Origin of the sequence: Nitrosospira multiformis (assembly GCF_900110185.1) — a bacterium.
Classification (GTDB): domain Bacteria; phylum Pseudomonadota; class Gammaproteobacteria; order Burkholderiales; family Nitrosomonadaceae; genus Nitrosospira; species Nitrosospira multiformis_A.
This window is the reverse complement of record NZ_FOCT01000004.1, coordinates 179,136-205,526: the sequence shown is the minus strand read 5'-3', so window position 1 is coordinate 205,526 and position 26,391 is coordinate 179,136. Positions and strand designations below refer to the sequence as shown.

Here is a 26,391-nt window from a genome sequence, read left to right as displayed (position 1 = left end):
TCGCCTTGCTAGCCTCGCTATATTTCCCGTTTCACCTCTCACATCTGACTCCAGGGGCAGCGTTTCTCATGGATATGGCGCTCGAAATCATCGTGGAAATACTTGAGGCCACTTTGCAGCGGCTCGGCTGCCCCCGGCGCCAGAGCGCAGAAAGTATGTCCGGGACCCAGGAGGCGCGTATGGGACTCCAGCAGTTCAAGGTCGGAAGCTCGGCCGCGACCCTCCTCCATGTCCTGCAATATCTGTTCGATCCAGGAAAGCCCCGACCAGCAAGGGGTGCACCAGCCGCACGACTCCTGAGCGAAAAAATGCTCCAGATTGAGCAGCATCCCAACGGGACAGGTCTTGTCATCAAGGACAATCATGGTGCCGGTGCCGAGGCGGCTGTCGGCTTTTTTCATCGAATCGAAATCCATCGCCAAGTCGAGGTGCTCGGCAGTAACAAAATCCGTCGAAGCGCCCCCCGGCAGCAACCCGCGAAACTGATAGCCGTCACACATGCCGCCCGCATGCTCTTCCAGAATCTCCCGCATGGAAGTGCCCATGGGCAATTCCCATAGCCCGGGATTCTTCACTCTCCCGCTTACCCCGTACAGCTTGGTTCCGCCGTCGTCGCTGCGGCTCAGGCTCTTGAACCATTCGGCGCCGTGGTTCACGATATGCGGAATGTTGCACAGAGTTTCCACGTTATTGACAATGGTAGGCTTGCCCCACAAGCCGCTCACCTGGGGATAGGGAGGCTTGGCGCGTGGATTGGCGCGCTTGCCTTCGAGGGCATTGAGCAGCGCAGTCTCCTCCCCGCACATGTAGCGCCCGGCGCTGACGTGCAGGTGCATCTCCAGGTTGTATGCCGAGCCCAGGATATTTTTACCCAGGTAGCCATGGCGGTATGCTTCAGCGATTGCCCCCTCCATGCGCCGGGCCGCCAATTTGTAAGCCCAGCGCAGAAATACGTAAGCCACATCGGCCTGGATCGCATAGGCGCTGACGATAATGCCCTCGATCAACTGGTGGGGGTCGCCTTCGAGCAACATACGATCCTTGAATGTACCCGGCTCCATCTCGTCGGCATTGCAAACGAGATACTTGGGCCGCGGCGCATCATCGCCCATCGGCACAAAACTCCATTTCTGTGCAGTGGGGAATCCCGCTCCACCACGCCCGCGCAGATTTGATTCCTTCACCGCTGCCTGAACTTCCGCTGGAGGCATACTCAAAGCTTTGCGCAGCGCGGCATAACCACCCGCCTTCTCGTACTGCGCAAGATTTGGAGGCTCCCTGCCTGGTGAAATGTTATGAGTGAGCGGCGTTTCCATCGGTCGATTTTTCTTCTTCCTGTTGATAACTTGCTAGAATTTCATCGATCCTGGCGGGATCCAGGTCCTGATAATGCGCCTCATCCACCATCATGACAGGAGCATGGTCGCAGGCACCCAGGCACACGTTCGGCAACAACGTGAAGCGCCCGTCGGCAGTGGTCTGACCCGGCCTGATACCCAGCCTGTCTCCCAGGTGCTGGCGCAGGCGTTCATAACCCATAATCCAGCAACTGACGCTGTCGCATAGCAAAATGACGTGCTTGCCTACCGGCTTCCGGAAAATCATGTTGTAGAAGGTTGCAACGCTCTCCAGTTCAGCCGGCTTCATCTGCAGCGCCTCGGCTACATCGGCAATCCCCTCATTCGATACCCAGCCGCGATGCTGCTGTACGATCTTGAGCGCCTCGATGCATACCGCCCGATTATTCGGATAGTGCCGCGCATGTGCTTCTATTTCTCTCCTCTCCTGTTCGCTCAGCATTGTTCCCCTCAGTATCCTCCTCGGCCATCAACATCAGCGGTCCAATTCAGCGGTCCAATTCAGCGGTCCACGTCGGCCATGACAAAATCGATGCTGCCCAGAATGGCGATCAAATCCGAAATCATCAGTCCACGGCTGATCAAAGGAATCATTTGCAGGTGCGGAAAGGAAGGCGTGCGGATACGCACCCTATAAGCCATGGTATTGCCGTCGCTAATCAGGTAATAGCCGTTGTTTCCCTTGGTCGCCTCGATGCCTACGAATGCTTCCCCCGGAGGAATGACAGGCCCCCAGCTCACCCCCAGGAAATGATCGATGAGCGTTTCGATGTCATGCAAGGTATGCTTCTTGAGCGGCGGCGTGGTGAGCGGATGATCCGCTTTATGCGCCCCGGCGGGCATGTTTTCCAGGCACTGCTCGATGATGCGCAGGCTCTGGCGGATTTCCTGGACGCGAACGGCACAGCGGTCATAGCAATCGCCATGCTGGCCGGTTGGCACATCGAACTCGAACTGATCGTAGCCCGAATACGGCCGAGCCTTGCGGAAATCCCATTCGAAGCCGCAGGCGCGCAGATTGGGTCCCGTCACGCCCCATTCGATCGCCTCCTCTGCCGAGTAACTGCCGACGCCGCGCGTCCGGGCTTTCAGGATGCGGTTGCCCACAGCAATCTTGTCATACTCATCCAGTCTTGCAGGCATATAATCCAGGAAATCCCGCACCATCCGATCCCATCCATTGGGCAAGTCCTGCGCCACACCGCCGATGCGATACCAGCTCGGATGCATTCGCCCCCCACAGATGGCTTCGACGACATCGAACACTCGTTCGCGGTCGGTGAACATGAAAAATACCGGGGAAAGCGCGCCCAGATCCTGGGTAAAAGTCCCATAGAACACCAGATGGCTTGCAATGCGAAAAAATTCAGCCATCATCACGCGCATCACCTTTACCCGATCAGGCACTTCAATGCCTGCCAGTTTTTCCACGGCCAGCACATAGGGAAGGTTGTTCATGACCCCTCCCAGGTAATCGATGCGGTCGGTGTAGGGAATGTAGGTATGCCAGGATTGGCGCTCACCCATCTTTTCCGCTCCGCGATGGTGAAAGCCAATCTCTGGCACAGCGTCAATGATTTCCTCGCCATCGAGCTGCAGCACAATGCGAAATACCCCATGCACGCTTGGATGGTTCGGCCCCAGGTTGAGGAACATGAAATCGGTGCCGTCGTGTGCGCGGCGCATTCCCCATTCTTCAGGATGAAAACGCAGCGTTTCCTGCTCAGCCTCCTCCTTATCCGCGGACAAATGGAATGGTTCCATCTCCGTCGCGCGAGCCGGGTGATCCTTGCGCAGGGCGTGACCCTGCCACCAAGGGGGTAACAAAATTCGACGCAGGTGCGGGTGCCCGTCGAAGACGATCCCGAACATGTCCCATATCTCACGCTCGTACCAGTTTGCCGCAGGCCAGATATCGGTAATGGTGGGCATGCGAAGATCAGTATCGTTGAGCGCGACCTTGAGGCACACGTCCGCATTACGTTCGAACGACAGCAGGTGATAGATGACAGTGAACCGGCTTGCCGGCTGGTCTTCGCGGTGGACGCGTGTACGTTCGTCAATCGCCGTCAGGTCGTACAGCATGCGGTAAGGCCGCTCCGCTTCCAGTTTGAGGTAGTGCAGAACCTCGTGCACCCTGTGTCTGGAGACCCATTGCGCGGGAAGGTCATCGCCGGTTTTCTGCACTAAACCCATTGGCCCTCCTGGATTACCAGTGTTGGGGGGGCCAAAGCGGCTCTTCAGTTCTTCCAACACATCTGAAGCGTTCGACGCACCGCGCATATCCTGCATATACCGCGGTGGGGCAAGGCTGGAGGCTGCGCTCACTTTTGTACCTCGTCGGGATTGTGCAGGGTCGTGGCGCGCATTCGGTCGGACCGCTTGAGATCCCGCTGCGATCCCTCAGCCGGTCGCTCGATCCCCTGCGGACCAATCACCCAGCTCAAGGGGCGTTTTTCCTTGCCGATTGCGTCTTGAAGCAGATTCAGCCCCTGCATGAATGCGTCAGGCCGAGGCGGGCAACCCGGAACATAAACATCTACGGGGAGGAATCGATCTACACCCTGCACCACGCTGTAAATGTCATACATTCCACCCGAATTCGCGCAGGAGCCCATCGAAATAACCCAGCGCGGTTCAAGCATCTGGTCGTAAAGCCGCTGGAGCACGGGCGCCATCTTGATAAAAACCGTACCGGAAATAACGATCAGGTCGGCCTGGCGAGGAGAGGCGCGGATAACTTCGGAGCCAAACCTGGCAAGGTCATACTTACTGGTGAAGCTGGTCGCCATTTCCACATAACAACACGACAGGCCAAAGTTGTAAGGCCAGACCGAATTCTTACGGCCCCAGGCGACAAGATCTTGCAATCGCGTCAGTAATACGCTGCGGCGACCGTCTTCCTCAAAACCGTTATCGCGAATTATTGAAGATCCAGGCGTTGCTGCCCCGGATGGTTTGGCGGAGGGTTTACTTAGAGACCACCGCATGGTTTGGACTCCTTGAATCTTTGGCAAACCTGCCAGCCGAATGCCTAGGCGGTCCCCAATCCAGGGCGCCTAGCCGCCATAAATAAGCGAGGGCCGCTCCGAGAATAGATATGAAGATGATCGCCTCGATATAACCCGGCCAGCCCAATTCACGAAAAGCAACGGCCCAGGCAAAAAGGAATACGGCTTCCACATCGAAGATCACAAAGAACACTGCGATCAGATAGAATTTGGCGGACAGGCGCAAGCGCGCAAGGCCGACGGTGACAATGCCGCTTTCAAATGGCTCATCCGTAGCCTTCGATCGATGACGCTCGCCCATGATGTACGAAAGCGCCATGACGCTCGCAACCAGCGTAACGACGAGGAAGAAGTATGCAACCAGGGGCCAGATTTCTGTTGCTTGTGTCGCGGAAGCATTCAAGGATTAGGCTCCTTTGTGCTTGGTCCTTTGATGACACCAGGATTAAACAGGCCGGTCCACCCAACAAGCTGCGGGTCCAGAGAGGGATGACTTCACGTGAAAGTCCAGTATTTCCCATCGAGCAGCAGACTTCTGTGCGATAGCCAACAAAGGGGACAAGGGGGTATGCGAATGTTATTGTATCCGGCATGAAACTACGCTGACCTGCCACGCTGACCTGTGCGTGAACCTTATCGCGACACCACTTCCCACCTTACTCTGCCTGGTTTAACCATTTGAGATTCACTGGGAACGATCAAACCGGCAAAGACCGTGCAGCCATTTTTTTCGCCGGGCTGCTATTGCTGCTTCTATTACCGGAACGGATGGCGTTGGCCGGCAATGACTCATTTAAAGCCGATTGCGAGAAACTGATGAGTCCCGGCAAGGTGGCGGTTGTGTATATGGATATCACACCGGCCGAGGACAGCTCGCGCACGGCCAAGGCGCTTCAATCGGCGTCAGGAAAGACCAGCGACGCGTATCACAACGTGTACGGGTTGACGCATGCCGAACCGGAATTCAGATACGAATTCCGGACAAGGCAGTGGACAAGCACGGATGGGCGAACGTGCATGGTGCCGGACGTCTCGGTCAAACTGGGATTTGCGGCAATGCGGGTATATCTTGCCAAGGAACTTAACGACAGCTGCAGAAGAAATATCGTACGCGAACATGAGCTGGAGCATGTGTCCGCGTGGCGGTCGCACTTTCGTATTGGAGCGAGGATGCTGGAGGAACCGTTACGAGCGGCCTTTTCCCAACCGCGTTATTATGCTTCGCAAAACCAGGCCCGGGCTGACTCAAGGCCTTGGGTGGAGGGGATACTGAAACCTTTGCAGCAGCGTCTGATGAATGGTGTCGTCGCCGCTCACCGCGCGATCGATTCACCGGTAGCCTACCAGCGCGTAACGCAACGGTTGCGTGCGTGTCCGGAAAGGCCATGACATACCGTAAATTCCGATGATTAAGATTTTCCTTAAGCTACTCCTACTCCTTGCCACTTCTTCTCTGCTACCTCTTCTTCATATAAAACGTGAATTCACCCGCTGCTTCTGACAACGACAGCAGCTCATTTCCCGTCTGCTCGGCAAAAACCTGGAAGTCGATTACAGCGCCGGGATCCGTGGCGATAATTTTCAATACCTGACCCGATATCATGTCCACAAGGGATTTTTTAGTGCGCAATATAGGCAGCGGACAGTTCAATCCGCGCACATCCAGTTCTTTATCACAATTCATGCATCTTCTCCTTCATTCCTGGTCCGGTCTGATCGCATCAAGCGGCATACCAGGTAAAACGGGGGCCCAGCGAAAGAAAGCCATTCGCCGATAACAATATTTCTATCAGTTGCAAAAATTCTAATTTCTGTTCGTCAGGTTAATGCCGGACTATTCGGCATTATCAGCGCTGAAAAGATGAGATGGAGGAGAACCTGAAGATGGGTTAGGATTGCGTTTTTCCACAATCTGCTCTTCAGATTCAAAAAACAACGGTGGACGATAATACCATTGTCTTCTTTTACCCGAGCATCGATTGCGCTTCATTCGCCCATTACCTCGCCTATCTATTATGCCTGTCAACTTTACACCCGCTCCACCCGAACAGCTCCTGGCCATAAAGGGCGTCACCCTGGGCATAGTGGAAGCCAACATCAGGAAACCAGGGCGCAAGGACCTCCTAGTTATCGTTCTGGATGACGGTGGGGCGGCGGCGGGAGTGTTTACACAGAATGATTTTTGCGCAGCGCCAGTCATAGTCGCCCGGGAACATCTTTCGACCCTCGATTCAAAGGGTTCTATTCGTGCCCTTGTCATCAATACGGGGTGCGCCAACGCTGGCACGGGCGAAAGAGGCATTGAAGACGCCCGCACCACCTGCGCCGAGACTGCCCGGCTGCTGGGGTGTGCCAGCGAACAGGTACTGCCTTTTTCAACCGGCGTGATCATGGAGCCATTGCCTCTGCCCAAAATTGTTACCGGATTGCCCCGGGCAATAAACAATCTTGGAGCCGATAACTGGTTTGCCGCCTCGCAGGCTATCATGACAACCGATATTGTGCCGAAAGCAGTGTCCCGCCAGATTTCCCTCAATGGTACAACCGTGACGATTACCGGCATTGCCAAAGGCTCGGGGATGATTCGTCCGAATATGGCAACAATGCTGGGTTTTATCGCAACCGATGCCGCCGTAAGCAACCCGTTGCTGGAACACATGGTCCAGCACGCTGCTGCCCATTCCTTCAATTGCATCACGGTAGACGGAGATACCTCCACCAATGACGCATTCATTCTGATGGCCACCGGATGCACCGCTCATTCACCCATCGTGGATAAGGAAAGTACGGAGTTTGTGCAATTGCAAGATGCGATAACCGGTGTTGCAGTGGAACTTGCTCAGGCAATCGTACGCGACGGTGAAGGCGCGACCAAGTTCATTACAATCCGAGTAGAAAGTGGCAAAACCGTGGAGGAATGCCGTAAGGTTGCTTATGCGATTGCACACTCGCCCCTGATCAAAACAGCGTTCTTCGCTTCAGATCCTAATCTCGGGCGAATACTGGCCGCCATCGGCTATGCAGGCATAGAGGCTCTTGACATCAACAAACTGCAACTTTATCTCGACGATGTACTGGTTGCGGAAAATGGGGGGAGAGCCTTCGCTTACGAGGAGAAGGAAGGACAGCGGGTGATGAAACAACAGGAAATTATCGTGCGCGTCACACTGAATAGAGGACAGGCCGCAGCCACCATCTGGACATGCGATCTGTCTTACGATTATGTAAAGATCAACGCGGAGTATCGGAGCTGATACCAGTGTGTATGTCGCTGGTCCGCCACGCTGCAATCGGGTAGAAATATATAAGATATAAGCACCGATGTCCCATGATTCTGCAACAGGAATTCTGCAATAGGACAACCTTGCCGAGAACCGGTTAAAACCGGTTCTCGAAGGCTGAAGGTCATCACTGACGAACAGTGCTTTACTCGCCCATGGGCCTCATGTGGGGCAAATCACGGGGAACCGTCTCGCCTGCACCATATTCGCGGTAACGATGCACATCGACGCCGCCATCGCGGTCACCGCGGTACTGATCGCCGCGGTACTGATCGCCGCGGTACTGATCGCCACGGTACTGGTCGCCTGATCCACGGTATTGGTCGCCGGATTGGGAACCGTGGCCATGGCCGCGGTATTTTTTCCTCATCGCGCTGGCCTCATCCTTATCGATATACCCATCCTTGTTGGTATCCATCTTGTCAAACATCATTTCAGCGTGGCGGGCGTGCTCTTCCCTGCTTACCCTGCCATCATTATCGGTGTCCGCCATGGACATCCCACAGCGGCCTTCTCCATACTTCTTGTCACCACCGTAGGCGTCCTTTTTGTCACCATATCCATCCTTCCTGTCGCCATATCCGCCCCCCGTGTCACCATATCCGCCTTTGTCATCATAGTGGCTGCCCGCTACCATGAAGCCTTTTTGAAGGGATTGTACGGCGAAAGGATTGTCGGCCGCAGAAGCAACGGAAGCAGTACCGAGCGTTGCAGCGAAAGCAGATCCGAGCGCGAGAGAAATGATTGACTTTTTGCTGGGCATATTATTCATAATGTATTCTCCTGAGAGGCTACTCAATTTAAAGGAAGTTTCCCGGAAAGCGTACGCTTGCCAATTGCTGAAACCCATCAAAGATTTTTATCTTCTTGGTTTTTACGGTTCGATCGGAACCGGAAACCGGGAACCCGGCACCTGGACAACTGCCTGACGTACCGCGTTAAATCATGGCGTTTTTAGCTGAGCCATTCCGTTCGTTAGCGCACATAAATCGTGCATTTGACCAGCTTTCGGCGGCAGATACCGTCCCGATACTGCTGGAAGCTTATAACTGGTCTTTCTCGATATACCTCCAGCTACCGTGAGCGAGTTCCGTGGGCTGGCCCTGGATTTGTTACGGGTATAATTGAGCAATTTCAGGACTGCTCATGAACGATTGGGATAAGTTATATGATCGGGCGGAAACCCTGCTCTCTCGCCTAGAGGGGCTGCTGCGCGCTGACGCAGCCGATCCGGACTGGAATGCCACAGCTTTTCGCTGGCGAAAGACTGGACGCACCGGGTTCATCGAACCGGTGCGTTATCCTGATCGCATCACCTTCGAGGCATTGCAGAGCATAGAGCGGCAAAAAAGCCTTATAGACCAGAATACACGGCAATTCGTACGGCATCATCCTGCCAATAACGTGCTGCTTACGGGAGCTCGGGGAACAGGCAAGTCGTCGCTGGTAAAAGCAATGCTGAATAAATACGCGGGCGACGGATTGCGTCTCATTGAAGTAGAAAAGCACGATCTCATTGATCTACCTGAAATCGTGGAGAAGATATTTCGGCGTCCGGAACGCTTCATTCTCTATTGCGACGACCTGTCGTTTGAATCCGGTGAACCAGGCTACAAGGCGCTGAAAGTGGTTCTCGATGGCTCGATTGCTACTGCGTCCGAGAATGTGCTTGTCTACGCCACCTCCAATCGGCGCCACCTGATGCCCGAATATATGGCGGACAACCAGGACACGCGGCATATCGGGGGCGAGATTCACCCGAGCGAAGCGGTCGAGGAAAAGACGTCGCTATCGGAACGTTTTGGTTTATGGGTATCTTTTTACCCTTTCGACCAGGAACAGTACCTGGACATTGTGGCGCGCTGGCTTGCCTACTTCGGCATAGAGAAAATGGACGACAGCATACGGGAAGAGGCGCTACGCTGGGCCCTGGGACGAGGTTCCCGCAACGGCCGGGTGGCATGGCAGTTCGCGCGCGACTGGGCAGGTAGAAAGAAAGCTGGGCAGAAAACCGCGGGCAAAACAGAGTTCCGCGAGGAACAATAAACTTCTTCATGCTTCCTGCTCCCTCTATCGTTGAAGTTGCTGCCGCCATCATCATCCGGAGCGACGGTTCCTTTCTTTTGGCCCGTCGACCAGAAGGCAAACCCTATGCCGGCTACTGGGAATTTCCGGGTGGCAAGGTCAATCCGGAAGAATCCCTGTTGCGCGCACTCAAGCGCGAACTGCTGGAAGAATTGGGCATACATGTCAAGCATGCGTACCCCTGGATAACCCGCACATTTACCTACCCTCATGCCATGGTACGGCTTCACTTTTATCGGGTCGTGGAGTGGCATGGCGAGCCTCATCCGTATGAAGACCAGGAGCTGTCGTGGCAGTTTGCGGATAATGTCTCTGTAGAGCCGTTGCTTCCTGCCAATGCACCCGTATTACGGGCACTTGACCTGCCCCCCGTTTATGGAATTACGAATGCCGAGGAATGGGGACCACAAATTGCAGCAGCCCGAATCGAACACGCTCTCCAGAAAGGACTACGGCTGGTGCAGCTACGCGAAAAAGAAATGCGGAGTAAAGCGCTGGAGGCCTTTACCCGTGAAGTGACTGCGCTGGCCCATCATTACGGTGCCCGCATCCTCGTGAACAGCGGTACGGGTAACGCGAGCCTCTGCCAAGAATTGGATATGGATGGAATCCACTTTACATCGGTTGATCTGATGAATCTTTCGAAACGACCCGATGTGGAATGGTGCGGAGCCTCCTGCCACAATGCCGAAGAGCTTTTCCGGGCCGAGCAACTGGAAATGGATTTTGCCGTTCTGGCTCCCGTACTTCCGACATTAAGCCATCCTGATTCTCCCGCGCTGGGCTGGCGGAAGTTTGGCAGACTCATCCACGGGAGCGCCATTCCTGTATATGCGCTGGGTGGGCTGCGAAGCGAAGATCTTGCCATTGCCTGGGAACATGGTGCCCACGGCATCGCCCTAATGCGCCGTATTGAGCAGGTGCGCGGCACCGGGCAGATGGCCTGAAGAACCTTGTATCCCGCTTCGAGATCGCATCTTCCTTCGGAAGATACTGCTCCTCTCTCCGCGGTCGCACCATCGCGTCCTCACCTTTCGTGCATCTTATCCTGCAAAGCCGCCGTCGCGCCTGGAAGGAATCTGTTCAGCGGTTCCCTAAACACCTTGACAACCTGGCCGCCTCTGTCTCTATTTCTCGCTGCCTGACGGATCGCTCTCCTGTTTTTCCGAATCCTTTCCCGTATCGGGAATACGATAGGATTCCGTCGCCCACTGCCCCAGGTCGATCAATTTGCAGCGTTCCGAACAAAACGGGCGAAAAGGATTGCTGTTATCCCACGCGACACTCTTGCCGCACTGCGGACAAGTGACAACAGGTCGTTTCATGCAGGTCTCGTAGTTATCCCATGATATCCAGCTGTTCTGTTAGGGCTGGCCTCTTCTTTTCCGCCCCGGTCATCCTTGTAACGGTCGTGCCCCCTCGCACCCATTACCTCGTGCAGATCGACTGAAGCATCACTTTGCGCCACAGGTTTTCCATCATCAAAACATTATAGTTGCAAGATTGCCTGTTTGTCCGCCTGCTTGGTCTTTTGAAGGCTTCAAATCCGGGACTATTTCACTTGGAGCCGTTTCAACCGGGAGGGAGATACGCAGGCCATATCTATTTGATTATAAATTATAATGTTTCAAGTCTCCTCGCTTTGTCCACTCAAGTCATCTTGCAATCAATATTTATTTTCCAATACGTATCATGGTAAAATGGTTAAGTTTTTTTATAAATTTTTCTAGAAGTCCGAATCGGAAAACGGGACTGCAAATATGGCAGATATTGAAAAAAAAGAAGGTATGAACAGCAGGAGACGTTTTCTCCTGGCCGCAACTTCTGTTGCCGGCGGGATCGCGACTGTTGCGGTAGCGACTCCTTTCGTGATGAGTATGATGCCCAGCGAACGCGCCAAGGCGGCCGGGGCACCAGTTGAAGTGGATATCAGCAAGGTCGAGCCGGGCATGCTGCTTCTGGTGGAATGGCGCGGCAAGGTGGTGTGGGTTCTGAACCGCACGCAGGATATGTTAGCCACATTGCCGAAGCTCAACAACCAGGTTGCCGATCCCAAATCTGAAAAGAATCAGCAACCGAAATACGCCCAGAATGAAACCCGTTCGATCAAGCCCGCCATTCTCGTGGTTGAAGGAGTCTGCACCCACCTGGGCTGCTCCCCGGTATTCCGAAAGGACGTTGCGCCCGCAGACCTCGGCCCGGACTGGCTCGGCGGTTTTTTCTGCCCATGCCATGGCTCCAAGTTCGACCTCGCAGGACGTGTGTACAAGGCAGTTCCGGCACCCACTAACCTGGTTGTCCCACCCCATATGTATTTGAGCGACACGCGCCTGCTGGTCGGGTCTGATAAGGAGTCTGCATAAAATGAGCAAGCGACTGGAGGCAATGATCGGCTGGATCGACGCCCGATTTCCGTTGACAGCCAACTGGAGGGCGCATCTAAGCGAGTACTATGCGCCGAAGAACTTCAATTTCTGGTACTACTTCGGTTCACTTGCCATGCTCGTGCTGGTGAACCAGCTTCTCACCGGTATTTTCCTCACGATGAACTACAAGCCGGATGCCAGCATGGCATTCGCCTCGGTGGAATATATCATGCGTGACGTGAATTATGGCTGGATTATCCGTTACATGCATTCCACCGGCGCCTCGATGTTCTTCGTGGTCGTCTACCTGCACATGTTCCGCGGGATGATGTATGGCTCCTATCGCAAACCGCGCGAGCTTCTCTGGGTCATCGGCATGGGCATCTTTTTCGTCCTCATGATGCTGGCATTCACCGGCTATATTCTGCCCTGGGGGCAGATGTCATACTGGGGCGCGCAGGTGATCATCAGTATGATCGGCGCAATTCCCGTGGTCGGCCAGACGCTGTCGAACTGGATTCTGGGCGACTTCATGCTCTCGGATGCGGCGCTCAACCGCTTCTTTGCCTATCACGTGGTGACCCTGCCCGGCCTGCTGATAGTGCTGGTGATCGTCCATATTCTGGCGCTGCATGAAGTAGGTTCGAACAATCCGGACGGGATCGAGATCAAGGCCAACAAGGACCCCGTGACGCATATCCCCGTGGATGGCATTCCCTTCCATCCCTATTATTCGGTAAAGGATATTTTCGGCGTCGTCGTGTTCCTGATCGTGTTTACTGGCATCATATTCTTCATGCCGGAAATGGGCGGTTACTTCCTGGAATACAATAATTTCATCCCCGCCAACACGCTGCAGACGCCCGACCACATCGCACCGGTATGGTATTTCACGCCATACTATTCGATGCTGAGGGCAGTCACAGTCAACTTTCTCTGGATAGATGCCAAGCTCTGGGGCATCGTGCTGATGGGCGGCTCCGTCGCGATCTTTGCCCTGTTGCCTTGGCTTGATCGCAGTCCGGTGAAATCCATCCGGTATAAGGGGCCAATTTTCAAGTTTGCCCTTACACTTTTTGTCATCAGCGTCCTTGTGCTTGGCTGGCTGGGCACGAAGTCGCCCACACCCCTCTACACGTTGCTCGCGCAGATATTCACGGTAATCTATTTCGCTTTTTTCATTCTCATGCCGTGGTACAGCAAGATCGATAAAACCAAGCCTGAACCGACCAGGGTGAGATAATGAGAAACCTTAAAAGCATCGTATTTGTTTTTTGTCTGGCTCCACTTGTCGCATTTGCAAGCGAGTCGGCAGTAACGCTTGATACGGCGCCCATCAAGCCGAGGGACATGACTTCCCTGCAGCGGGGTGCAAAGACTTTTGTCAATTACTGCCTGTCCTGCCATAGTGCGGAATTCATGCGTTATAACCGCCTGCGCGATCTCGGCCTTACCGAGTCGCAGATCAGTGAAAACCTCATATTCACAGGTCAGAAAGTCGGTGAGCTCATGACAGTGGCAATGCCAAAGAAGGAAGCAAAGCAATGGTTCGGTGTAACTCCGCCTGATCTCTCCGTCATTGCCCGCTCGCGCGGTCCTGACTGGCTTTATACCTACCTGCGGAAATTTTATCGGGATGACAGCACTGCAACCGGCTGGAATAATCTTGTATTCGACAAGGCCGCCATGCCTCATGTGCTGTACGAGTTGCAGGGAGAGCAAATCCTCAACGTAAAGTCAGGGGATGACGGCCACGGCGGTACGCACGAAATAAAGGAATTGATCCTCGCGAAACCGGGGTCGCTTTCCAAGACGGAATACGACGCGTACGTTGCCGATCTGGTGAACTTCCTGGTTTATCTGGGGGAGCCCGCGGCCAACAAGCGCGTGCAGATCGGAATTATCGTGATGCTCTTCCTGTTCCTCATGCTTGTGCTAACCTACGCCCTCAAGAAGGAATACTGGAAGGACGTTCATTGATCATTATCCAGAAAGCCATCGACTTGATATCGCTGGGAATTAACCGGTCATGATGACTTTGTACTCAGCCACCACCTGCCCGTACAGCCATCGTTGCCGGATCGTGCTGTACGAAAAAGGTATGGATTTTCAGATCATCGATGTTGATCTGCACAACAGGCCTGAAGATCTGGCAGTGATGAGCCCGTATGGTCGCGTCCCCGTCCTGGTGGAGCGCGACCTCGTCCTGTACGAGTCTAATATCATCAACGAGTATATTGACGACCGCTTTCCTCACCCGCAACTGATGCCCGCAGACCCCGTAATGCGGGCCCGCGCGCGCCTGTTTCTGCACCGCTTTGAACAGGAACTTTTCTGTCATCTCGAAGCAGTGGAGCATGGCAACCAGAAAGCAGCGGAAAAAGCGCGCGCAACGATTCGCGATAACCTGACGATCATCGCTCCTGTCTTTGCCAAACAGAAACATATGCTGGGGGATGAATTTTCCATGCTCGATGTCGCCATAGCACCGCTGCTGTGGCGCCTCGATCATTATGGCATTCAGCTACCCAAGCAAGCTGCGCCCCTGCTGAAATTTGCCGAGCGCCTGTTCAGCAGACCGGCATTCATCGATGCGCTCACAGCCTCTGAAAAGGCCATGCGCAAATGAGAGAGCTTTCCACCAAGCCTTATCTGATTCGCGCCATTTACGAATGGTGCTCGGACTGCGGCTATACGCCCTACATCTCGGTTAAAGTGGATGACAACACCCGGGTACCGGACGAATATGTGAAGGATGGCGAAATTATTCTCAACATCAGCCATGACGCCGCCCACCACCTTACGCTTGGAAATGAAGTGATACAATTCTCGGCGCGGTTTGCCGGTGTCTCGCGTGAAATCTCCATCCCCCTGGGGACAGTCCAGGGAATATTTGCCAAAGAAACCGCACGCGGTATGCTTTTTCCACCTGAGGTGGAGCAGGATGAGGCCGGAAAAGAACCCGATGAATCCCAGCCCCCATCAGGCCGGCCTTCTGTCGGCGCGACCAAAAATCGGCGGCTTCAGGTAGTCAAATAAGTTCAACCTGTCACCCCCGTATCACCGGTTTGCTCCCCTCCTTCCCAATCTCTATAATTGCATTCACGCCGGCATAGCTCAGTTGGTAGAGCAGCTGATTTGTAATCAGAAGGTCCCGAGTTCGAATCTTGGTGTCGGCACCAACAGTTACTTAACATTCAGGTAATACATTAACGCCACTCCGACCTGTATCGCCCCACTCCCAGCTGGCGGTGACGCAATTCCTTATCTCTCTGCTCAATTCTATTCTGATGTTCGAGTTGCATTAAGCAATCGGCAATTCCCGATTGGCAGCGCCTTGCACCCCGCTCGATCCGCTGCACTTCCGATAACTATCGCTATGGTTCCACTCGTCTTCCATCATGTTGGATAAGCCTCGTAGGCGGCGGCTTCACTGCTCATGACAGCCACCAGTATGAAAGCTTCAATTATTCTTCTCATCGTTTCGTTCCTATAAAACAAAAAGACGGGTTCCCCCCGCCTGATTTAGATTTATACCCTGTTCGAGCTTGGATCCATAACCCCAAATAGCTTCCCCTTCGCAACAATAACATGACCAGATAGCCGAAGCTTTGCAGTCACGCCCCTCACATGTAATACTTCCCCAACCTGGTAAATGCTCCGATCCGTCACTCACCGACTCTTCTTGGCTATCTTCTCAAGGCTCAAAATCATATTGCTCCCTCCTCATCAATAAAAAAGGGCGTTTATCATGACTCTGGCAAGCGACCAAAATATCAATCCTGAGAAACTTTCCCCAACTGCTCGAAGAATGCTCGAGCTTCGAGATGAAGTACTTTCGGAATGGGTAAAAAGGGTTCGAAACAGCATCAAGGAAGCCGAGCATTTACCCAACCCGATCATCATCAATACCTTTCCAGCCCTGTACGATAACCTCGCCGAAGCTATTACGCCTGATTATCCGAGAGCAACAGGAAATGAGGGTACTACGGTAGCTGCGGAGCACGGTGGGGAGCGCGCGCGCCTTACAAGCTATAACGCGCACTCAGTAATCGCAGAATATCAGCAACTGCGGTGGACAATCTTTGATGTTCTAAAGATGAATGACGTACACCTCAATGATCGCGAAATTTACATTATCAATGCTTCTATTGATGGATCAATCCGTGAGGCTGTCAACGCCTTCGCCTTGACCCAGGCAGCGCTGCAGGAAAGATTTGTTGCAACACTTGCTCACGACCTGAGAAATCCATTATCGAATGCCCATCTTGCCGCCCAGTTGATCAAATCCACATCCGATTTGACCAAGATAGAGGAATTCGCGGAAGGGATCATGAGCAACCTGAGCCGAATGGATGGAATGATTTGCGATTTGCTCGACTCGATAAAATTCCAGATGGGAGAACGATTACACCTGCGGCTCGAGGAATTCGATATACAGGAAGTCCTGAAGGAAGTACTCGATGATTTCACTGCCATTCATGGGGGACGCTTCCGACTGATCGGCACTTCTATCATTGGATGGTGGGACCCGGAAGCAATCAAACGAGCGGTGGAAAATATTATTGGGAATGCAGTGAAATATGGCTCTGCCGATACGCCTGTTCGAATCAAGATTGCTTCACAAAACGAGCGCATGCTACTGTCTGTGCATAACGAAGGAGAACTTATCCCCCCTGAACAAATCGAGAGTATATTTCAGATATTCGGAAGGGCAGAGGCTGCAAAAAAGGGAAACAAGGAAGGCTGGGGTATTGGCTTGCCGTACGTGCGAAGCGTTGCGGAGAGCCATGGTGGAAGCGTCGCGGTCGATAGCTCACCTTATCGCGGCACAACCTTCACGATAGATATTCCGGTGGATGCACGGCCCTATCAAAGTGCTCTGTAACCTTCCCGGGAGCTGGAATGACTTGTAATAACTTCGATACCAATCTGATCGTCCCCCCTATTTCACGTGATTTCCCGACTGACCCTTCGACAAGCATGTTCTGAGCTTGTCGAAGGGCTCGGGGTGAACGGGGAGGAGAAAACCAAGGCGAATGGGGGACAAGGATCGTTCAACTCCTGCAGGTGTCGCCTTAATTCCTTTTGGCTATTTGCAGCTTGATTTCCTCCAATTCCTGCTGAATCTGCTCCACCGACGCCATCAGGTAAATCAGGCCGAGATAAAGATTGTATTTTTCCGGCTGAGTTTCCTTATCGCCAAACGCATTCAGATTTTCCACAAACATTCTTTTCGCATCCGAGGCTACCGACACTTCTTATCTCCTTCACCAAAGGTATCCATTGCAATCAATCTCTGAATACAAGATCCGCTACATCCCTCTCCAACTCCCAACCCTTCAAAGGCGGCTGCCGCCTGATATATCGTACTTTCATCCCGTGCTTGCCGACCAGCATCATGCTGACGAGCAGGTCTTCCCGCATTCCCAAGGAAGGTCCCCTAGATAATAAATTGCCAGACACGCATCGGTCGGAGGAGATATTCGCAATGGGCTTGCCGACGATTGTCGCTCCTGCATCGAAAATCCCGAATCTCCTGCTCAGATATATGCATGGCACACTGCCCGCCATATCCCTCATCTCCTCGAAAGTTGGTCGCTTTATCACTTCCCTTCACCCTCTTCTCTTTGCATGTAGTGAAATGTCATAGCATTGGAAAAGAAAAAGCCCAGAATGGAGGGCTGACCATATCTGGGCCTGGGTCGTAAGGGAGAGGATAGACCCAAGGTGTTTACATAAGGGGTAAATGCTAACACCGACATCAATGTTCTCATAACGATGTGTCGAATCTATGACAATGAAAGTCGCCCGCCGACAAATGATCGACAAACTTGTCGAGCTCGACGGGATTCTTTGACTATAGCTGTTTTTTTGCCTCCTCTGCCAGATATAACCAGGTATCCATGACGGTATCGGGATTAAGCGACAGGCTTTCAATACCCTCTTCCATCAGCCACCGTGCGAGGTCAGGGTGATCGGAAGGCCCCTGTCCACAGATTCCGATATATTTACCAGTTTTACGGCATGCCTGGATGGCCATGCTCAGAAGCGTTTTTACCGCCGGATCGCGTTCGTCGAAGGCTTCCGCAACGAGGCTGGAGTCACGGTCCAGCCCGAGGGTGAGCTGGGTAAGATCGTTGGACCCGATCGAGAAACCGTCAAAATATTCCAGAAACTGGTCTGCCAGCAATGCGTTGGATGGAATCTCGCACATCATGATTAGGCGCAGCCCATTCTCACCGCGCTTCAAGCCGTTTTCCGATAGCAGTTCCACCACACGTCGGGCCTCGGTCAGTGTCCGCACAAACGGAATCATGATTTCCAGGTTGGTCAGCCCCATTTCGTCGCGTGCTTTCTTCAGCGCCAGGCATTCCAGCTCGAAGCAATCCCGGAATTCATCCGCCACGTAGCGTGAAGCACCGCGAAAGCCGAGCATCGGGTTTTCCTCCCTCGGTTCATAGTCATGACCGCCGATGAGGCTGGAGTATTCGTTGGATTTAAAATCGGACATCCGCACGATTACAGGTTTTGGAAAAAAGGCTGCGCCCAGAGTGGCGATCCCCTCTGTAAGCTTTTCCACATAAAAACTGACAGGGTCGGCGTAACCGCTGATTTGGGTCTCGACCTGCTGCTTCAGGTCTTGCGGAAGCTTGGCAAATTGCAGCACTGCTTTCGGATGCACGCCAATCATGCGCGCAATGATGAACTCAAGCCGCGCCAATCCTACCCCATCATTGGGAATGCGTTGAAACCCGAAGGCGAGCTCGGGGTTGCCAACATTCATGCTGATCTTGACCGGGGCTTTCGGCATGCTTTCGAGCGCGAGGTCGCTTACCTCGACTTCCAGCTTCCCCTGGTAAATATTGCCGGTATCCCCTTCGGTGCAGGATACGGTGACGATCTCATTCTCCCTCAGCAAGTCGGTGGCGTTGCCGCAGCCAACCACAGCGGGAATTCCCAGCTCACGCGCAACAATTGCCGCATGGCAGGTTCGCCCTCCGCGATTGGTGACGATGGCGGAGGCCCGTTTCATTACCGGCTCCCAGTCAGGATCGGTCATATCGGTTACCAGCACGTCACCCTCGCATATCCTCGACATTTCCCGCGCGTCCGGAACCAGGCGAACGGGGCCGCTTCCTATTTTCTGGCCAATGGCGCGCCCTGACACGAGTATCTCGGATTTACTCTTCAGGCGATAGCGGCGCAATGTGTCCATCCCGGCGCGCGCCTGCACTGTCTCCGGCCGGGCTTGCAGAATATAGAGTCTTCCGTCCACCCCATCCTTGCCCCACTCTATATCCATCGGCCTCTGGTAATGCCCCTCGATGACGAGAGCGTGACGCGCCAGCTCTTCCACATCTGCGTCAGTAATGGAAAACTGTTTGCGCTCCTCCTCTTCCACATCCACTGTTTCGACTGCGCGCCCAGCGCCGCGGCCTCCAGCAAACCCCATCTTGATGAGTTTAGAGCCAAGGTTACGCCGCAGAATGGCCGGTCTTCCCTGCGTCAATGCCGGTTTGTAGACGTAGAACTCATCGGGATTGACCGCGCCCTGCACGACGGTTTCGCCCAGGCCGTAAGAGGCGGTGATGAAAACCACCTTGTCAAAACCGGATTCGGTATCCAGTGTAAAAATCACTCCCGCGGCACCGATATCGCTGCGCACCATCCGCTGTATTCCGACCGAAAGCGCAACTTCGGAATGAATGAACCCTTTATGCACCCGATAAGAGATAGCCCGGTCGTTGTAGAGGGAAGCAAAGACATCCTTGACCGCTTTCAGGAGATTATCCAATCCCTGGACATTGAGATAAGTCTCCTGCTGTCCGGCAAACGAGGCATCCACCAGATCCTCGGCAGTGGCCGAAGAACGCACCGCTACCGAAATTTCCCTTTCCGCCTCGCGCAACATTTTCTCGTAAGCAACAGAAATTTCATTTTCCAGACGAGATGGGAACGATGCTTGCACTATCCAGGAGCGAATTTTTGCGCCGGCCACCGCCAGCGCCTGAACATCTTCTATGTCAAGTTCAGCAAGGGTCTGCTCGATACGCTGTGCGAGCCCATCCTGAGTCAGGAAATCGCGATAGGCCTCCGCAGTGGTTGCGAAACCGCCGGGAACCCGAACTCCCATTCCGGTCAATTGGCTGATCATCTCGCCAAGGGAAGCGTTCTTGCCGCCGACACGACTCACATCCGCCATGCGCAGCGTGTCAAACCAGGCTATATAGGGCGACTCGTTCATTTTGACTCCTGATTGCGCAAATGCTGGTTAAAGAAGAACTGTGCTACATTTTCAGGCGGGATTTCCACCCCGAAAATCACCCATAGTTTCGCATAACCATGCCAATCACTACCAAACCAATTCATCGAACTGCCTTCTTTCTTTCAGACCGTACCGGGATTACGGTGGAAATGCTGGGGCATAGCCTGCTTAGTCAATTCGAAAATATTCTCCTAGATAAGATCACTCTACCCTACATTGACAGCAGGGCAAAAGCCACTTCGGCCGTCCGAACGATCAATGAGCGGTGCAACGCGGACGGCGCGCGTCCGCTGGTGTTCAGTACGTTGGTGAATCCCGAAATCAGGCTTGTTATCAATTCTGCCGACGCTCTGCATCTCGATTGCTTCAGCATTTTTATTGCTCCACTGGAAGCCGAGCTGGGTGCGCGTTCGTCGGAAAACATGGGGCGTTCTCACCGTGTTTCCGATCCAATCGGGTACCGGAAGCGCATCAACGCAATAAATTACGCTCTGGAGCACGACGATGGCTTGTCGCAAAAAGACTGGAACCGGGCCGATGTTACCCTGGTGGGCGTTTCCCGTACGGGCAAAACACCCACTTGTCTCTATCTTGCCTTGCAATATGGAGTTTACGCGGCAAACTACCCGCTTATTCCCGAGGATTTCCAGCGCGGAGAACTTCCTGCCCAGATCAGGAATATGCGAAGCAAGCTGTTCGGCTTTACCATTCACCCAGAGCGGCTCCATGAGATACGCAGCGAACGCAAGCCAGAGAGCGTGTACGCTTCCCTCAAGAACTGCAAGTATGAAGTGCAAAGTGCGGAAAAGCTGATGCGCCGCGCAGGCATCCCCTATCTCGACGCAACCAGCAAATCCATCGAAGAATTAGCGACCGCGGTATTGCACGAAGCAAAACTCGAACGGAAGATTTATTAACCGGAGAAGCCGTAAGAGAGAATCCGGCAGCACAGGCACACATTTCCAGTAATTTACCCCTATGGTATGAAACCCGAAAGGCCGGATTTTGGGAATTTTTGGGAATAAAAATGAGGGAATTCATGAGAGACACTTACAATTGATAAATACGTACGTTATCAAGGTAAATGCAGGAATAAAAATTTAGCCGCCTCTAATTTGCTTTTTCTTTATCCTCATCTATAAATTGAAATGAAATACGGAATGCCATGCCATTAGACGATCCGCTATCAAACTTTTACAGGAGATAATCAAGCGGACGCCATAGAGAGCGGGCCCGGCAGGGATGAGCACCGGGAATTTGTCTCGCTTCACAAGGACACGCTTCACGAGGGGACGCGCGCTTCTCAGAGGGACGCGCTTTTCAAGGACAACTCGACGTTTGTCGATCCTAAAGGTTCGTTACGCCGAACCCCATCACTATGGATCAACCCGGCCAGTAGCTTATTCGCTGGCGGGTACATACAGGGGAGGAAATTTCATGTCAGAAAGAATCAATCTTGGCAAATCCGCTCCAGCCCTTTACCAAGCCGTCATGGGCCTTGAGAAGCTGGCAGCGGAGGCCATTGCTTCCGCAAGCATCCCCGCTGGCTTTGCACATCTGTTGCGCCTTCGTGCATCCCAACTCAACCAATGCGCATTCTGTATCAGGATGCATACTCATGACGCCCTATCCAGTGGCGAGTCGAGTGATCGCATAAGTGTCCTGCCTGCCTGGCGAGAAACCGGGTATTTCACTGAAAAGGAACGTTCATCGTTGGCACTGGTAGAAGCAATCACATTGATCTCCGAGGGGCAAGTGCCAGATGCTATCTATGAGCAAGCAGCAGCCCATCTGTCAAAAGATGAAATATCGGCTGTCGAGTGGCTTTCGGTAGTCATCAATGCTTGGAATCGCATTGCCATTTCCAGCCGTTATCCTGTGAAGGCATGAGCATGGCCAACAATTCTCCGCTCATTTCCATCAACGAAAGGAGACATAATGTTTACCAGATTTCTCTGCGGCATTGCCTTCGCAGCTCTCTCCATAAGTGCGGCTTCAGCCGATAACCTGCCTGCTGATAAATCCAAGGTAACCCTGGTCTTTGATCATGCCCTTCCGAACGTGCCTGGCAAAAGCATGAAAGGCGTGCTTGTCGAATACGGACCGGCAGGCTCGTCGCCCGCCCATACCCATCCAAAGTCGGCTTTCATCTATGCAACGGTTCTGGAGGGAGAAATTCGTAGCAAAGTCAATGACGGTCCAGAAAAGGTTTACCGCGCCGGCGAGAACTTCGCCGAACTACCGGGTGACCATCATGCCGTCAGCGCAAATAACAGCAAGACTCAGCCTGCACGCCTGCTGGCCGTTTTTGTCGTCGATACCAACGAAAAAAATCTCGTCACGAACGACAAATAATGAGACAAAAAGGATTGCGCATTCGATAGAGCAGTCCGTATTTTGCCGCTAAGGCAAGTCAGCGGCTATAGCGATTTCCTTGCTGCTAACAGACTTTTATGACTCAAACACACTGGCAATCCTGTCGCCATCGGTAAATGCGCCGCTCACATCGGGTATGGCAGCATTCGAATTTATCGAGCCTTTCCCTTACTGGCGAGCGCCATTGGTGGCTTAACCTCATCCTCGCGGCAGAAGTGACGACAAGGCACACGTAAAATCGTCGATCCGGTCTGTCGCGGCTTCGCACCATTCCCGCACGTAGCCTCGCCTCAGGATATCCCGGAAGAAAATCATGCAACATTCAACCAGCTTGCGCCGTAATCATAGCGATATTTTGTCAGCATCGATTTCACGTCGTTATCTTCCAGCACCTCATCAGCCGCCTTCTTGAATGCCTTGTCGTCTGGATAGAGCTCCGAAAACGCGATGATGGACATTGCAGCCAGCTCCCATTCTTTCCTGGCAAATTCATTGTCAGTGCCGTCCCTGAAGTCAGAATTACCCAACACCGCTCGCGGTCTGTCCACCCGGACGCTCATCTGATACAGGACATAACCGACTACGAACATCACCACCCCTGCGACGAGCAATTCCTTGAGAATATAAACCACGCCCAGGAAGAACGATGTCAGGGACAAAACGATGCTGTTGCGCTGCTTTTTCCACGAAGTGGTCGGATATGCCAAAGCCATCCAGTATTTCACAATGTAAGCGGTTAATTCCTCCGCATTGTTCCACTTCACCGCGAGAACTTTCGTTATCGTCAATGGAGGGATATCCGATCTGCCGATCACCGCGTGCGGAGCAATGACTAGGGCATATAACACAGGCAGCACCGCCCCCCAGTAAATGGCAAGCATGTGATTGAGTGAAAACGATGCGTACAACGCAATGAAATTGATGAGGAGTATCATCAATGCTCCTATCCGATCCGGTGGTTGGATATTTGGAATAATGAACGATATACGATTCCAATCAATATCGATATGAATTGCGTAAGATGCAGAGCGGTCCGGAAAGAGTTTCTCATGTGAATGTACCCTCTTCCTGCGAGGAGCGATCCCACCCTTGAACGGGCGCCCCATGGAGAATACTGGAGTTACTGGAGATATATTTCAATATAGCATGCGCGGTGATAAAAACATTTTTAGCAGGAAAACCGCGATTTTACTAGACAGGCAACAACGGCGACGAACCGGGTGAAGGCCAATGCCAATCCCGTATCTCCGGCATGTCCTCGCCGTATTGCCGGATATAGCGTTTATGGTCGATCAGCTTGTCGCGCATCAGTTGCTTGAGGTAGGCGCCCTTGGAGCTCAGCTTGGGTACACGGTCCGCCACATCCATTACCAGATGAAACCGGTCCAGATCGTTAAGTACTGTCATATCGAAAGGCGTAGTCGTGGTGCCTTCTTCCTTGTAACCGCGCACATGCAGGTTAGGATGATTGGTGCGACGGTAAGTCAGGCGATGGATCAGCCAGGGGTAGCCGTGATAAGCGAAAATGATGGGCTTATTGGTTGTGAACAGCGTATCGAAGTCCCAGTCTGAAAGCCCGTCCGGATGTTCCGATTGAGGTTGCAAGGTCATCAGGTCGACGATATTGACAACACGAATCTTCAACTCCGGGACATGGCGCCGCAGCAGGTCCACGGCAGCCAGCGTCTCCAGGGTGGGAATGTCGCCCGCGCAAGCCATGACCACATCCGGGTCGCCCTCCTGATCATTGCTCGCCCACCCCCATATACCGATACCAGCGCTGCCATGTCTGATGGCCGCATCCATATCCAGCCACTGGAGTGCGGGCTGTTTTCCCGCGACGATGACGTTGATGAAATTTCGGGAACGAAGGCACTTGTCGGTAATATAAAGAAGGGTATTCGCATCCGGGGGAAGATAAACACGAATGATACTTGCCTTCTTGTTGACGACAAGGTCGATAAAACCGGGGTCCTGATGGGAAAAGCCGTTATGGTCCTGGCGCCACACATGCGATGTCAACAGATAATTGAGGGAGGCGATGGGGCGCCGCCAGGGGATTTCCTTGCTGACCTTGAGCCATTTGGCATGCTGGTTGAACATGGAATCAACGATGTGGATGAAGGCCTCATAGCAGGAAAAAAGCCCGTGACGTCCGGTAAGCAAATAACCTTCCAGCCAGCCCTGGCATATGTGTTCGGACAATATCTCCATCACTCGCCCGTCGGGAGAGAGGCGATCATCCTCGGGCAGCTGCTGGGCAACCCAGGCTCGAGCTGTTACATCGAAGAGGGCGTCAAGCCGGTTCGAGCTGGTCTCATCCGGTCCCATTACCCGAAAGTTGCAGCTATCCAGATTGAGTTTCATGACATCGCGAAGAAACTTACCCGTTTCCCGTGTAGCTTCGCGCACTTCTGTCCCCGGTACGGGTACGTCAACGGCATAGCTGCGAAAATCGGGCATTTCCAGCTCTTTCAGAAGCAGACCGCCATTGGCATGGAGATTGGCGCCCATGCGCCGGTCCCCTTGGGGCGCAAGCGCCGCCAGTTCCGGCATGAGACAACCGTTCTCATCGAATAACTCTTCGGGTTTGTAGCTCCTCATCCAGTCTTCCAGCTGCTTCAGGTGATCCGGCTTGGAACCGAGTTCCGCAAGGGGTACCTGGTGGGAACACCAGTAGTCTTCCAGCTTTTTCCCATCCACTTCTTCCGGTCCGGTCCATCCTTTAGGGCTGCGCAGGATAATCAGCGGCCAGCGGGGATAGGTCATGGCTTCCCGCCTCTCCCCTGAATTCACTCTGCGGCTGCGCGCCTCACGCTGTATTCTCCGTATACTTTCGATCGCGGTATCCAGCACCGCAGCCATCGACTGATGCATGGGCTCGGGGTCCGACCCCTCGACGAAATAGGGCTGGTAGCCATAACCCGCAAACAGGCTTTCCAGTTCCTCATGGCTGATGCGTGCGAGTATCGTCGGATTTGCGATCTTGTAGCCGTTGAGATGCAGAATAGGCAGCACCGCTCCATCACGAACCGGATTGAGAAATTTGTTCGAGTGCCAGGAGGCGGCAAGCGGTCCGGTTTCAGCTTCCCCATCACCCACCACACAAGCCACGATCAGATCCGGATTGTCAAAGGCCGCTCCAAAAGCATGCGAAAGCGAGTAACCCAGTTCCCCGCCTTCGTTTATCGACCCCGGTGTTTCCGGGGCAACATGACTTGGAATCCCTCCGGGAAAGGAAAACTGCCGAAACAGTCTCTTCATGCCTGTTGCATCCCTGGAGATACGAGGATAAAACTCGCTGTAACTGCCCTCCAGCCACGTGTTGGCAACCATTGCCGGTCCACCGTGCCCGGGTCCGCATACATAGAACATATCCAGATCAAATTTTTTTATGATGCGGTTCAGATGCGCGTAAATAAAACTGAGACCGGGACATGTGCCCCAATGACCCAGCAGGCGCGGCTTGATGTGCGCGAGGGTAAGTGGCTCCTTGAGCAAGGGGTTGTCCAGCAGATAGATTTGCCCTACCGAGAGATAATTGGCGGCCCGCCAGTATGCATCGATCTTGCGCAGTTCGTCCGTGGATAGCGGATTGCTTTCGGTTTTCGCTGCAGGCGAAGCGCGGTTCATATTGAATCCTCC

General features: G+C 53.5%; 26 protein-coding genes and 1 tRNA gene. 14 read left to right on the top strand and 13 right to left on the bottom strand.

The features are described from left to right. Positions 1–38: 38 nt before the first annotated feature. The 5 genes from nuoF to BMY01_RS06520 are packed head-to-tail and all read right to left on the bottom strand — an operon-like array spanning position 39 to position 4,772. Positions 39–1,316 (bottom strand): NADH-quinone oxidoreductase subunit NuoF, encoded by a 1,278-nt coding sequence (gene nuoF, locus BMY01_RS06540; RefSeq protein ID WP_175463219.1) that lies wholly within the window; start codon positions 1,314–1,316, stop codon positions 39–41. Beyond that, a complete protein-coding gene (gene nuoE / locus BMY01_RS06535; RefSeq protein ID WP_074745458.1) occupies positions 1,294–1,800 on the bottom strand; it encodes an NADH-quinone oxidoreductase subunit NuoE in 507 nt (168 codons plus the stop codon). Before nuoE ends, nuoF begins: the two co-directional genes overlap by 23 nt. Before the next feature lie 59 nt (positions 1,801–1,859). Continuing rightward, positions 1,860–3,686 (bottom strand): NADH-quinone oxidoreductase subunit C/D, encoded by a 1,827-nt coding sequence (gene nuoC, locus BMY01_RS06530; RefSeq protein WP_217638623.1) that lies wholly within the window; start codon positions 3,684–3,686, stop codon positions 1,860–1,862. Then, positions 3,683–4,282: a NuoB/complex I 20 kDa subunit family protein gene (locus BMY01_RS06525; RefSeq protein WP_368086234.1), complete on the bottom strand. Its 600-nt coding sequence runs from the start codon at positions 4,280–4,282 to the stop codon at positions 3,683–3,685. Before BMY01_RS06525 ends, nuoC begins: the two co-directional genes overlap by 4 nt. A gap of 46 nt (positions 4,283–4,328) precedes the next feature. Then, on the bottom strand, positions 4,329–4,772 hold the full coding sequence (locus BMY01_RS06520; RefSeq protein ID WP_074745454.1) for an NADH-quinone oxidoreductase subunit A: 444 nt from the start codon (positions 4,770–4,772) through the stop codon (positions 4,329–4,331). A 275-nt stretch (positions 4,773–5,047) separates the two neighbouring features. On the opposite strand from BMY01_RS06520, the gene BMY01_RS06515 reads away from it, so the two are divergent. Next, entirely contained in the window at positions 5,048–5,758 is a 711-nt protein-coding gene (locus BMY01_RS06515; RefSeq protein WP_074745452.1) for a hypothetical protein, read from the top strand. A 67-nt stretch (positions 5,759–5,825) separates the two neighbouring features. On the opposite strand, the gene BMY01_RS06510 is transcribed toward BMY01_RS06515, so the two are convergent. Further along, on the bottom strand, positions 5,826–6,053 hold the full coding sequence (locus BMY01_RS06510; RefSeq protein WP_074707792.1) for a sulfurtransferase TusA family protein: 228 nt from the start codon (positions 6,051–6,053) through the stop codon (positions 5,826–5,828). Between the two features lie 331 nt (positions 6,054–6,384). On the opposite strand from BMY01_RS06510, the gene argJ reads away from it, so the two are divergent. Then, positions 6,385–7,623 carry a bifunctional glutamate N-acetyltransferase/amino-acid acetyltransferase ArgJ gene (gene argJ, locus BMY01_RS06505; protein WP_074745450.1) on the top strand — a complete coding sequence of 413 codons (1,239 nt, stop codon included), beginning with the start codon at positions 6,385–6,387 and terminating at the stop codon, positions 7,621–7,623. A gap of 172 nt (positions 7,624–7,795) precedes the next feature. Here the strand turns inward: argJ and BMY01_RS18050 are convergent, their stop codons facing one another. Further along, complete coding sequence (locus BMY01_RS18050) at positions 7,796–8,422, bottom strand: EF-hand domain-containing protein (protein WP_074745449.1); 627 nt, start codon at positions 8,420–8,422, stop codon at positions 7,796–7,798. Positions 8,423–8,796: 374 nt separating this feature from the next. Here BMY01_RS18050 and BMY01_RS06495 point away from each other — a divergent pair, with 374 nt between their 5' ends. After that, positions 8,797–9,696, top strand: a complete 900-nt coding sequence (locus BMY01_RS06495) for an ATP-binding protein (RefSeq protein WP_074745447.1) — start codon at positions 8,797–8,799, stop codon at positions 9,694–9,696. 8 nt (positions 9,697–9,704) lie between these two features. Further along, complete coding sequence (locus BMY01_RS06490; RefSeq protein WP_074745445.1) at positions 9,705–10,682, top strand: Nudix family hydrolase; 978 nt, start codon at positions 9,705–9,707, stop codon at positions 10,680–10,682. Between the two features lie 180 nt (positions 10,683–10,862). On the opposite strand, the gene yacG is transcribed toward BMY01_RS06490, so the two are convergent. Continuing rightward, positions 10,863–11,060, bottom strand: coding sequence for a DNA gyrase inhibitor YacG (yacG, locus tag BMY01_RS06485; RefSeq protein WP_074745443.1), 198 nt, complete (start codon positions 11,058–11,060; stop codon positions 10,863–10,865). A gap of 435 nt (positions 11,061–11,495) precedes the next feature. Between yacG and petA the strand changes: the two genes are divergently transcribed. From petA to BMY01_RS06450, 7 genes are all read left to right on the top strand, one after another. Then, positions 11,496–12,098, top strand: coding sequence for a ubiquinol-cytochrome c reductase iron-sulfur subunit (gene petA / locus BMY01_RS06480; protein ID WP_074745441.1), 603 nt, complete (start codon positions 11,496–11,498; stop codon positions 12,096–12,098). 1 nt (position 12,099) lies between these two features. Next, positions 12,100–13,344: a cytochrome b gene (locus tag BMY01_RS06475; RefSeq protein ID WP_074745439.1), complete on the top strand. Its 1,245-nt coding sequence runs from the start codon at positions 12,100–12,102 to the stop codon at positions 13,342–13,344. After that, on the top strand, positions 13,344–14,081 hold the full coding sequence (locus BMY01_RS06470; RefSeq protein WP_074745437.1) for a cytochrome c1: 738 nt from the start codon (positions 13,344–13,346) through the stop codon (positions 14,079–14,081). Before BMY01_RS06475 ends, BMY01_RS06470 begins: the two co-directional genes overlap by 1 nt. A gap of 49 nt (positions 14,082–14,130) precedes the next feature. Beyond that, positions 14,131–14,730: a glutathione S-transferase N-terminal domain-containing protein gene (locus BMY01_RS06465; RefSeq protein WP_074745435.1), complete on the top strand. Its 600-nt coding sequence runs from the start codon at positions 14,131–14,133 to the stop codon at positions 14,728–14,730. Next, the gene (locus BMY01_RS06460) at positions 14,727–15,140 is read left to right on the top strand and encodes a ClpXP protease specificity-enhancing factor (RefSeq protein ID WP_074745433.1); all 414 of its coding nucleotides are present in this window, start codon (positions 14,727–14,729) and stop codon (positions 15,138–15,140) included. Before BMY01_RS06465 ends, BMY01_RS06460 begins: the two co-directional genes overlap by 4 nt. A 67-nt stretch (positions 15,141–15,207) precedes the next feature. Next, positions 15,208–15,283, top strand: a tRNA-Thr gene (locus BMY01_RS06455). 569 nt (positions 15,284–15,852) lie between these two features. Beyond that, positions 15,853–16,989, top strand: a complete 1,137-nt coding sequence (locus tag BMY01_RS06450) for a sensor histidine kinase (RefSeq protein WP_074745431.1) — start codon at positions 15,853–15,855, stop codon at positions 16,987–16,989. Between the two features lie 190 nt (positions 16,990–17,179). On the opposite strand, the gene BMY01_RS06445 is transcribed toward BMY01_RS06450, so the two are convergent. From BMY01_RS06445 to ppsA, 3 genes are all read right to left on the bottom strand, one after another. Next, the gene (locus BMY01_RS06445; RefSeq protein WP_074745429.1) at positions 17,180–17,359 is read right to left on the bottom strand and encodes a hypothetical protein; all 180 of its coding nucleotides are present in this window, start codon (positions 17,357–17,359) and stop codon (positions 17,180–17,182) included. A gap of 34 nt (positions 17,360–17,393) precedes the next feature. Continuing rightward, positions 17,394–17,711: a hypothetical protein gene (locus BMY01_RS18045; RefSeq protein WP_139176760.1), complete on the bottom strand. Its 318-nt coding sequence runs from the start codon at positions 17,709–17,711 to the stop codon at positions 17,394–17,396. 250 nt (positions 17,712–17,961) lie between these two features. Continuing rightward, on the bottom strand, positions 17,962–20,349 hold the full coding sequence (gene ppsA, locus BMY01_RS06435) for a phosphoenolpyruvate synthase (RefSeq protein WP_074745425.1): 2,388 nt from the start codon (positions 20,347–20,349) through the stop codon (positions 17,962–17,964). Positions 20,350–20,447: 98 nt separating this feature from the next. Here ppsA and ppsR point away from each other — a divergent pair, with 98 nt between their 5' ends. The 3 genes from ppsR to BMY01_RS06420 all read left to right on the top strand — a co-directional run bounded on the left by ppsR (position 20,448) and on the right by BMY01_RS06420 (position 22,725). Continuing rightward, positions 20,448–21,287 (top strand): posphoenolpyruvate synthetase regulatory kinase/phosphorylase PpsR, encoded by an 840-nt coding sequence (ppsR, locus tag BMY01_RS06430; RefSeq protein ID WP_074745423.1) that lies wholly within the window; start codon positions 20,448–20,450, stop codon positions 21,285–21,287. Positions 21,288–21,807: 520 nt separating this feature from the next. Further along, a complete protein-coding gene (locus BMY01_RS06425; protein ID WP_074745421.1) occupies positions 21,808–22,260 on the top strand; it encodes a carboxymuconolactone decarboxylase family protein in 453 nt (150 codons plus the stop codon). Positions 22,261–22,308: 48 nt separating this feature from the next. After that, complete coding sequence (locus tag BMY01_RS06420; protein WP_074745419.1) at positions 22,309–22,725, top strand: cupin domain-containing protein; 417 nt, start codon at positions 22,309–22,311, stop codon at positions 22,723–22,725. Between the two features lie 332 nt (positions 22,726–23,057). Here BMY01_RS06420 and BMY01_RS06415 read toward each other — a convergent pair whose 3' ends face one another. Both BMY01_RS06415 and BMY01_RS06410 read right to left on the bottom strand, forming a co-directional pair. Further along, complete coding sequence (locus BMY01_RS06415; protein ID WP_254772634.1) at positions 23,058–23,681, bottom strand: hypothetical protein; 624 nt, start codon at positions 23,679–23,681, stop codon at positions 23,058–23,060. A gap of 256 nt (positions 23,682–23,937) precedes the next feature. After that, on the bottom strand, positions 23,938–26,379 hold the full coding sequence (locus tag BMY01_RS06410; protein WP_074745417.1) for a phosphoketolase family protein: 2,442 nt from the start codon (positions 26,377–26,379) through the stop codon (positions 23,938–23,940). Positions 26,380–26,391: the final 12 nt, after the last annotated feature.